This window comes from Streptomyces sp. Ru73, from assembly GCF_002920575.1.
Classification (GTDB): Bacteria; Actinomycetota; Actinomycetes; order Streptomycetales; family Streptomycetaceae; genus Streptomyces.
In genome coordinates this window covers 1-8,415 of record NZ_PQSQ01000165.1, presented here as the reverse complement: position 1 = coordinate 8,415, position 8,415 = coordinate 1, and the positions used below count along the sequence as shown (strand labels likewise).

Below are 8,415 nucleotides of genomic sequence, written 5' to 3'. Positions count from 1 at the left end.
GTACCCCGGAGACTCCTCCGTGCCGTACTCCGGGGACTCCGCCGCGCCGTACTCCGGAGACCCTGCCGCGCCGTACCCCGGAGACTCCTCCGTGCCGTACTCCGGGGACTCCGCCGCGCCTCATTCCGGCGGCCCCGTCGCGCCGTACCCCGGAGACTCCTCCGCGCCGTACTCCGGGGGCCCCGCCGCGTCCGACGGCGACCCGGCGGCGCCGGACGACGAGCGGGTCATCCGCCTGCCCACCGGCTACACCCTGCACCCGTGGGCCGACCTCCAGCCCGCGGGCGAACGCGCCGCCACCGGCCGCAAGCTCTGGCACGCCAGCCCCGGGAGCGCAGGATGACCACCGACCGACACCTCCCTCCTACGACCTCTCCTGCAACCCTTCCTCACCCTTCCGACCCCAGCTCTTCCACCCCTTCCGCTGTCCCTGCTCCCTCTGTCTCCTCCCTCCCTTCCATGAACCCTTCCGCGCCAACGCCGAGCCCCCGGCCCGCTGCCGCCGCGCTGTACATACGGTTCCGACCAGCCGCACCGACCGCGCCGGCGGCCCCGACCGCACCACCCGCCCCGGCCTCCCCGGCTCCGTCGCCCGCCCCGGACCCCGAGGCCGGAGCCCCCCGAGCCCCGGAGGCGGCCGAATCCTCCGGAACACCCGGCGCGCCCCGTGACGGTGCGTCCGGCGGCGCACCTCGTGACGGCGCACCCCGTGACGGCGCACCCCGTGACGGCTCACCCCGCGGTGGCGCGCCCCGTGGCCCCTCCCGCGGGGGAAGGGCGGCCGCCCAGCCCCTCGGCGAGGAGACGTACGAGCGGCTGATCGCGCTGCTGGGGGAGTTCACCCCCGTGGTCGAGGCGCTGCCGCCGGACGCCGCGCTCGCCGACGTACGCGGTGCTCAGCGGTACTTCGGCCGGGACGCCGAGGGCATCGCCGAACTGCTCCGGCTGCGCGCCCTCGCCTGGTACGGCGTCGAGTGCACCATCGGTATCGCCAGTAACCCCCTCCTCGCTCGGATGGCCGCCCAGGGCGCGGCGCCCGGGGAGATCCGCGTCGTCCCCGGTGACCCCGAGGGCGTCGCGGCCTTCCTGGACCGCCGGCCCGTCGCCGCCCTGCACGGCATCGGTCCCGCCGCGGCCCGCGCCCTGTGCGCGTACGGGCTCGACAGCGTCGGGCGGATCGCCTCGGCACCACCCGCCACCCTGCAGCGCATCCTCGGCGCGAAGGCCGGCCGCCGGGTGTACGAGCGGGCCCGCGGCATCGACCCGACCCCGGTCACCCCGAACGCCCCGTCCCGCTCAATGGGCGCCGAACACCGTTTCCTCCATGATGAGTTGGACGAGTCGCGGCGCCGCAGGGCACTGCTCTCGCTCGCGGACGAACTCGGCTCCCGGATGCGCAGCAGCGGTCAGGTGGCAGGCGCGCTCACGCTCACCGTCCGCTACGCCGACCGTTCCACCACGACCCGCACCCGGCGGCTGACCGAGCCGACCGCGCACGGGCCCGCGCTGACCGAGGTCGCCTATGCGCTGCACGCCGCGCTCGGTCTGCAACGCGCGCGTGTGCGAGCAGTGGCGCTGCGGGCCGAGGACCTCTGCCGGGCCGAACGTGCCTCCCGTCAGCTGTCGTTCGACCCGGCGGACGACAAGGCCCGCCGCATCGAGGCCGCAGTGGACCGCGCCCGCAGCCGCTTCGGTCCGCACGCCGCCCGTCCCGCCGCCGCGTCGGCGGCTCCCGTCCGGGCCGCGGGCCGTCCGTCCTACGGTCAGCCGTACAGGCGGTCGGCGTAGCGCGGGCCGTAGTGGGCTTCGAGGGCTTCGAGCGGGAGCTCCGGGGCTTCCAGGGCCTTGCATATTCGGGCCCGGGTGGGGACCGCGTCGGGATGCCAGGTCTCCGTGCGCCAGAGGCCGGACCGGAGGAACGCCTTCGGGCAGTGGTGGAAGACCTCTTCGATCTCCACGAGCAGTGCGAGCGCCGGGCGGAGGCCCTTGACGGTCAGTTCGTCGAAGAAGGGAGCGTCGCGCAGCAGCCGGGCGCGTCCGTTGATGCGGAGGGTGTCGTCGCGGCCGGGGAGGACGTAGACGAGGCCGATGTGCGGGTTGGCCAGGACGTTGAGGAAGCCGTCCACGCGCTTGTTACCGGGGCGGTCGGGGATGACGATCGTCGTGTCGTCCAGTACGAGCGTGAAGCCCGCGGGGTCGCCCTTGGGGGAGACGTCGCAGCGGCCTTCCGCGTCGGCCGTGGCGAGCAGGCAGAACGGGGAGTTGGCCAGCCACTGCCGGTCCATCTCGTGCAGTGCGGGGCGGACCTTGTTGGCCGCGCGGGCGTTCGGCTCGCCGACCAGTTCGCGGAGTTCCGCGGCGGAGGCGACCTCCACGAGGCCTTCCCGCGGCCGGGTCCGCCGGCCGTCCGCCCGCGCGGTTCCGTTCGCTGATTCCGCTGTTTCCGTCGTCTTGACTGGCGTGGTCTTCACTGCCGTTTCCCCCTGTCACAGCGGGCCCGCGCGGCTCGCGGGCGCCACGGCAAAGACTCTACGCCCGGCCGCCGACAGCGGCTGGAGCCTGTGGATAACCCGTACGTCCGGTGAGGATCGTGTGTCACTTCTTTCACCGTCGCACGGCTGGACCCCCGCGCTTACTCAGCCGTAACTTGACGGTCGATCACAGCGTTGAGCCATGCGATCCGGATCGCAGGTGATGACTCGGCGAGCACTTCGGGCTCCCCCTCACCTCCCGCAAGGAGCATCGCATGAACACGATCACGCACCGAGCGCTGCCCAAAAGACGTACGGTCACCGCCCTCGCCGCCCTCGCCCTCACCTTCGGCGCCGCCACCGCGGCCACCCCCACCGCGGCGGCGGCCACCACGTCGGAAGCCACCGTCTCCGCCGGCTGGAACGACTACTCCTGCAAGCCGTCCGCCGCCCATCCCCGGCCCGTCGTCCTGGTCCACGGCACCTTCGGCAACTCCGTGGACAACTGGCTCGGCCTGGCCCCGTACCTGGTCAAGCGCGGCTACTGCGTCTTCTCCTTCGACTACGGACAACTGCCCGGCGTCCCCCTCTTCCACGGCCTGGGCCCGATCGACAAGTCGGCCGGGCAGCTCTCCGCGTACGTCGACCGGGTGCTGGCCGCGACGGGCGCCGCGAAGACCGATCTCGTGGGCCACTCGCAGGGCGGCATGATGCCGCGCTACTACCTCAAGTTCCTCGGCGGCGCCGCGAAGGTGAACGCCCTGGTCGGCATCGCACCCGACAACCACGGCACCGACCTCAACGGCCTGACCCGGCTCCTGGACCAGTTCCCGGGCGCCAAGAAGTACCTCGACCAGCTCGCGCCCGGCCTCAACGACCAGATCGTCGGCTCGGCCTTCCTCAATCGCCTCAACGAGGGCGGCGACACGGTGCCCGGCGTGCGCTACACGGTCATCGCCTCCAAGTACGACGAGGTCGTCACGCCCTACAAGAGCCAGTTCCTGAACGGCCCTGACGTGCGGAACGTCCTGGTCCAGGACCTGTGCCCGGCCGACCTCTCCGAGCACCTGGCCATCGGCCTGGCCGACCGGGTCGCCTTCCACGAGGCGGCCAATGCCCTGGACCCGTCCCACGCGACGCCGACGACCTGCACGTCGAACTGACCGCATCCCCGTGGGTGCGCTGCTCCCGTAGGGCAGCGCACCCACGGCCCGTTCTCAGCCGCCGTTCCGGGCGGCCTTGCGGCGGGCGACCGCGAAGAGCACCGAGGCACCCAGCGCCAGCACGGCCGCGCCGCCGACCGCCAGCGGGCCGGTCGACCCGTTCCCGCCGGTCTCCGCCAGCGCGGTGTTCACCGCCTTGCCCGAAGAGCCGTGGGGCCGCGCCCCGTCCGTGCTCGCATGGGCCTCCGCACCCGTATGCGCGTCCGGAGCCGTGTGCGTGCCCCCGTCCGCGTGCGTGTCCTCGCCCGCGCCGCCGTGGTGCATGTGGTTCATCGACGACTTGTCCGCACCGGCCGCGAGCTGCTGCTCCGTCGGGGCGCTCGCCGCGGGTGCCGGCGCGGCCGCCGAACGCGACTCCGCCCCGTCGCCCGCCGTGCTGCCCGTACTGCCGCCGCCCTTGCCGAAGACCACGTCCGAGCAGGTGTAAAAGGCTTCGGGGCTGTCCGAACGCTGCCAGATGCTGTAGATCAGGTGGCGTCCGGAGCGGGCCGGCACCTTGCCCTCGAAGACGTAGTCGCCGCCGGTCAGCTCGGGGTTCGTGACCTTGGCGAACGGCTTCGCCTCCAGGTCCGACCACTTCAGCGGCTTGCTCGGGTCGTAGCCGTCCTTCGTGAGGTACAGCTCGAACGTGCCCTTGTGCGGCGCGGTCGCCTTGTACCGGAAGGTGTGCGCACCCGCCGCCATCGGGCTGGCCGGCCAGTCGTCCCGGGCCAGGTCCAGGCCCTTGTACTCCTCGCTGTTCGCGCTGCACAGCTTGCCGTCCGGTATGCGCGTCCTGGACTGGCCGCCCGCCGCGCCGTCCCGCACGCCATTCCAGTCGTACAGGGCCTGCACGCCGCCGGCCGCCACCATCGCCTTGCAGGCCGCCGAGTCGGGCGACTCCGGGCCCTCGGCGTAGCAGGCGGAGATCCGGCTCACCGGGTCCGTCATCGAGCCGTGCGCGGCCGCCGGATGCGCGGCGAACACGGTGAGGGCGAGCGGGGCGAGACCGGCGACGGCGATCCCTGTGGCCTTGCGAAGAGCGGTCATCGTGGGGGCTCCTTCACGACGTACGGGTGAGGCGCGCGCGGCGGAGCCCTCGCAGTACGCCTGCGCCGTCCCCCGAGAAGCGGCGCCGGCCCGCGGCGGCTCCGCCCGGCGGGCAGCACGCTAGCCGCGCCGACCAGCGAATTCGCCGTACGGAGCAGCATCTCGGCGATCTTTAGGGGTGGCTTAAGGAACCACTGAGCGGCGATTAAGCCCCGGGGGCCGCAGCCGCAGCCGCAGCCGCAGCCGCAGCCGCCGCCGGCCCTCGGGGCGAGCGAACGGCGCGTACAAGAGACGGCGAACGACGCATACAAGAGACGCCGAACGGCACGCACAAGAGATGACGCGTCAGGCGATCCACCGGTAGCGGCGCTCGGGACGCCCCGTACCCCCGTAACGCAGCGACACCTCCGCCTGCCCGATGTCCGTGAAGTACTCCAGATAGCGCCGCGCGCTCACCCGGGACAGCGCACCCGCCGCCGCGCACTCCGAGGCGGAGAGCCCGCCCTCGTGCTGCCGCAGCGTGCGCTCGACCAACTCCGCCGTATGGGCCGCGAGCCCCTTGGGCAGCCCCCGGGACGCGCGCGGACGCGTCCCGAAGATCTGGTCCACGTCCTCCTGGCTCGCCTCACCCAGCCGCTCCAGACGTGCCCGCACCGAAGCCACGTGCCGCAGCTGCTCCTGAAGGGAAGCACGGTCGAACGGCTTGAGAAGGTAGTGCACCGCACCGGCCCGCAGGGCGTCCCGTATGACGTGCGCGTCGCGCGCCGCGGTGATGAACAGCGCGTCGGCATGCCCGCCGCCCTCCAGGGCGCGCAGCCGCCGCAGCACACTGATGCCGTCCATGTCCGGCAGATACACGTCCAGCAGGAGCAGGTCGGGACGGAGCCGCTCGGCCGCGCGCAGCGCCTCGGCCCCCGTATGCGCCACGCCGGCCACCGTGAAGCCCTCGATGGCGTTCACATAGTGGCTGTGCAGCTTGGCGACCATGAAGTCGTCGTCGACGACCAACACCTTGGTCATCAAACGATCCCTTCCGCGACCACAACGTTCACAACGATTCTTAATACCGGAAGCGAGACGCGGAGTTAACCCCCGGGCAACATGTGGCCCTCACCACGATCGCCCCCCACAGAGCCACGAAGCCACACGCAAGAGAAGGGTGGTGTCATCCGTGCGTGCGCGCACACCCCTCGCCCTCCTGGGGGCGGTCCTGATCGTTCTCATCGGCCCGCCGCTGCTCACATCGGGCAGCGGCACCGACACCGGTACCAGCATCCCCGGCCTCCAGTTCATGGTCCCCAACACGCCCGGCGGCGGTTACGACATCACCGCCCGCACCGCCGCTAAGAGCATCGAGGACGCCGGCCTCAACCACAACGTCGAGGTCTTCAACCTCCCCGGCGCCGGCGGCACGGTCGGCCTCAGCCGCGTCGTCAACGAGCACGGCAACGGCAAGCTCGCCATGTCCATGGGCCTCGGCGTCGTCGGCGCCGTCCACACCAACCACTCGCCCTCCGGACTCGGCGACACGACCCCCATCGCGCGCCTCACCGAGGAGCCCGACATCGTGGTCGTCGCCAAGGACTCCAAGTACAAGACGTTCGACCAGCTCCTCGCCGACTGGAAGAAGAACCCCCGCAAGATGCCCGTCGGCGGCGGCTCCTCGGCCGGCGGACCCGACCACCTCGCCCCCATGCTGATGGCCAAGGCCGCCGGCATCACCCCCAAGTCCGTCAACTACGTGCCCTTCGACGGCGGCGGCGAACTCCTCGCCTCCGTACTCGGCGGCAAGGTCGCCTTCGGAGTCTCCGGCGTCGGCGAGTACCTCGACCAGATCAAGTCCGGCGAACTCCGCCTGCTGGCCGTCACCGGCCCCAAGAGGGTCAAGGGCTTCGACGCACCCACCCTCAAGGAAGCAGGCGTCAACACCGAGTTCACCAACTGGCGCGGCATCGTGGCGCCCCCCGGACTCACCGACGTCGAACGGAAGAAACTCACCGGCCTCTTCACCGAACTGCACCGCTCCCAGCAGTGGAAGGACGCGCTCAAGCGCAACGGATGGACCGACGCCTTCCTGACCGGCGACAGGTTCGGCCGCTTCCTCGACGCCCAGGACCGGCGCGTCGACACCGTCCTGAAGGAGCTGGGCCTGTGAGCACCACCGGTACCGAACCCACCTCGCCACCCAGAGGCAGCGGCCTGCGCGCACGCCTGCGCGGCCGCTCCGAACTCGGCGTCTGCCTCATCCTCGGTGTCCTCGGCATCCTCGTGCTCACCGACGCGATCACGATGGACACCGACATCACCCAGCGCGGCCCCATCGGGCCCACCACCGTCCCCCTCGTCGTCGGCGTGCTCCTCCTGGTCGTCGCGGTACTCCTCGCCATCGATGTCCTGCGAGGCGGCCACGGAGAGGCCGAGAGCGGCGAGGACATCGACCTCGCCGAACCCGGCGACTGGCGCACCGTCGCCCTCCTGGCCGGCGTCTTCCTCGCCAACGCCGTCCTCATCGGACCGCTCGGCTTCCCGATCTCCGGCGCCCTGCTCTTCTGGGGCTCCGCCTACGCACTGGGCAACCGCAACCTCACCCGGGACCCGCTCATCGCAGCCGTCCTGTCCCTGATCACCTACGTCGTGTTCAACAACCTGCTGGGCGTGCCGCTGCCCGGTGGACCGCTCATGGGGGTGCTGTAGACGATGGACTCCCTGTCCTCACTCATCGACGGCTTCGGTACCGCGCTGACCCCGCTCAACCTTCTGTGGGCAGCGATCGGCGTCCTCCTGGGCACCGCCATCGGAGTACTCCCGGGCATCGGCCCCGCCATGGCCGTCGCCCTCCTGCTCCCCGTCACCTACGGGCTGGACCCGACCGGCGCCTTCATCATGTTCGCCGGGATCTACTACGGAGGCATGTTCGGCGGCTCCACCACCTCCATCCTGCTCAACACCCCAGGAGAGAGCGCCGCCGTCGTCGCGGCCATCGAAGGCAACCCCATGGCACGCGCCGGACGCGGCGCACAGGCCCTCGCAGCCGCCGCCTGCGGACACTTCGCCGGCGGCATGATCGGCACGATCCTGCTGGTCGTCCTCGCGCCCACGGTCGCCGCACTCGCCGTGGACATCGGAGCACCCGACTACTTCGCCATCATGGTGCTCGCCTTCATCGCCGTCACCTCCGTACTCGGCAGCTCCCGCATCCGCGGCTTCGCCTCCCTGCTCATCGGCCTCACCCTCGGGCTCGTCGGCCTCGACCAGATGACCGGACAGCAACGGCTCACCTTCGGCTCGCTCCAACTCGCCGACGGCATCGACGTCGTCATCGTGGCCGTCGGCCTCTTCGCCATCGGTGAAGCCCTGTGGGTCGCCGCCCACCTGCGGCGCACGGCCGGCGAGTCCATCCCCGTCGGCCGCCCCTGGCTGGGCAAGGCCGAACTGCGCCGGACCTGGAAGCCCTGGCTGCGCGGACCGCTCATCGGCTTCCCCTTCGGCGCCATCCCCGCGGGCGGCGCCGAAATCCCCACCTTCCTCTCGTACGTCACCGAGAAGCGGCTCTCCAAGCACCGCGACGAATTCGGCCGCGGCGCCATCGAAGGCGTCGCCGGACCCGAGTCGGCGTCCTCCGCCTCGGCGGCCGGCACCCTCGTGTCGATGCTGACCCTCGGCCTGCCGACCACCGCCGTCGCCGCGGTCAT

At 71.8% G+C, this 8,415-nt stretch carries 9 protein-coding genes; 6 read left to right on the top strand and 3 right to left on the bottom strand.

Going from position 1 to position 8,415, the window contains the following annotated elements:
- Positions 1-343, top strand: a 343-nt coding sequence (locus C3486_RS35540; protein WP_181138803.1) for a hypothetical protein, incomplete at its 5' end; no start/stop codon positions are given.
- 473 nt (positions 344-816) lie between these two features.
- Entirely contained in the window at positions 817-1,788 is a 972-nt protein-coding gene (locus tag C3486_RS35535; protein WP_103836994.1) for a helix-hairpin-helix domain-containing protein, read from the top strand.
- Here C3486_RS35535 and C3486_RS35530 read toward each other — a convergent pair.
- Positions 1,764-2,375, bottom strand: coding sequence for a pyridoxamine 5'-phosphate oxidase family protein (locus C3486_RS35530; RefSeq protein WP_103836992.1), 612 nt, complete (start codon positions 2,373-2,375; stop codon positions 1,764-1,766). The two genes, C3486_RS35535 and C3486_RS35530, sit on opposite strands and share 25 nt — an antisense overlap.
- Before the next feature lie 371 nt (positions 2,376-2,746).
- On the opposite strand from C3486_RS35530, the gene C3486_RS35525 reads away from it, so the two are divergent.
- Positions 2,747-3,634, top strand: a complete 888-nt coding sequence (locus tag C3486_RS35525) for a triacylglycerol lipase (RefSeq protein WP_103836991.1) — start codon at positions 2,747-2,749, stop codon at positions 3,632-3,634.
- A 54-nt stretch (positions 3,635-3,688) separates the two neighbouring features.
- Here the strand turns inward: C3486_RS35525 and C3486_RS35520 are convergent, their stop codons facing one another.
- Positions 3,689-4,723: a lytic polysaccharide monooxygenase gene (locus C3486_RS35520; protein WP_103836990.1), complete on the bottom strand. Its 1,035-nt coding sequence runs from the start codon at positions 4,721-4,723 to the stop codon at positions 3,689-3,691.
- Between the two features lie 345 nt (positions 4,724-5,068).
- Positions 5,069-5,743 (bottom strand): response regulator, encoded by a 675-nt coding sequence (locus C3486_RS35515; RefSeq protein WP_103836989.1) that lies wholly within the window; start codon positions 5,741-5,743, stop codon positions 5,069-5,071.
- Positions 5,744-5,894: 151 nt separating this feature from the next.
- Here C3486_RS35515 and C3486_RS35510 point away from each other — a divergent pair, with 151 nt between their 5' ends.
- The 3 genes from C3486_RS35510 to C3486_RS35500 all read left to right on the top strand — a co-directional run.
- Positions 5,895-6,878 carry a tripartite tricarboxylate transporter substrate binding protein gene (locus C3486_RS35510; protein ID WP_103836988.1) on the top strand — a complete coding sequence of 328 codons (984 nt, stop codon included), beginning with the start codon at positions 5,895-5,897 and terminating at the stop codon, positions 6,876-6,878.
- Positions 6,875-7,417 carry a tripartite tricarboxylate transporter TctB family protein gene (locus C3486_RS35505; protein ID WP_258053194.1) on the top strand — a complete coding sequence of 181 codons (543 nt, stop codon included), beginning with the start codon at positions 6,875-6,877 and terminating at the stop codon, positions 7,415-7,417. Before C3486_RS35510 ends, C3486_RS35505 begins: the two co-directional genes overlap by 4 nt.
- A 3-nt stretch (positions 7,418-7,420) precedes the next feature.
- Positions 7,421-8,415: tripartite tricarboxylate transporter permease (locus C3486_RS35500; RefSeq protein ID WP_181138802.1), on the top strand; the 995-nt coding region annotated here is incomplete at its 3' end.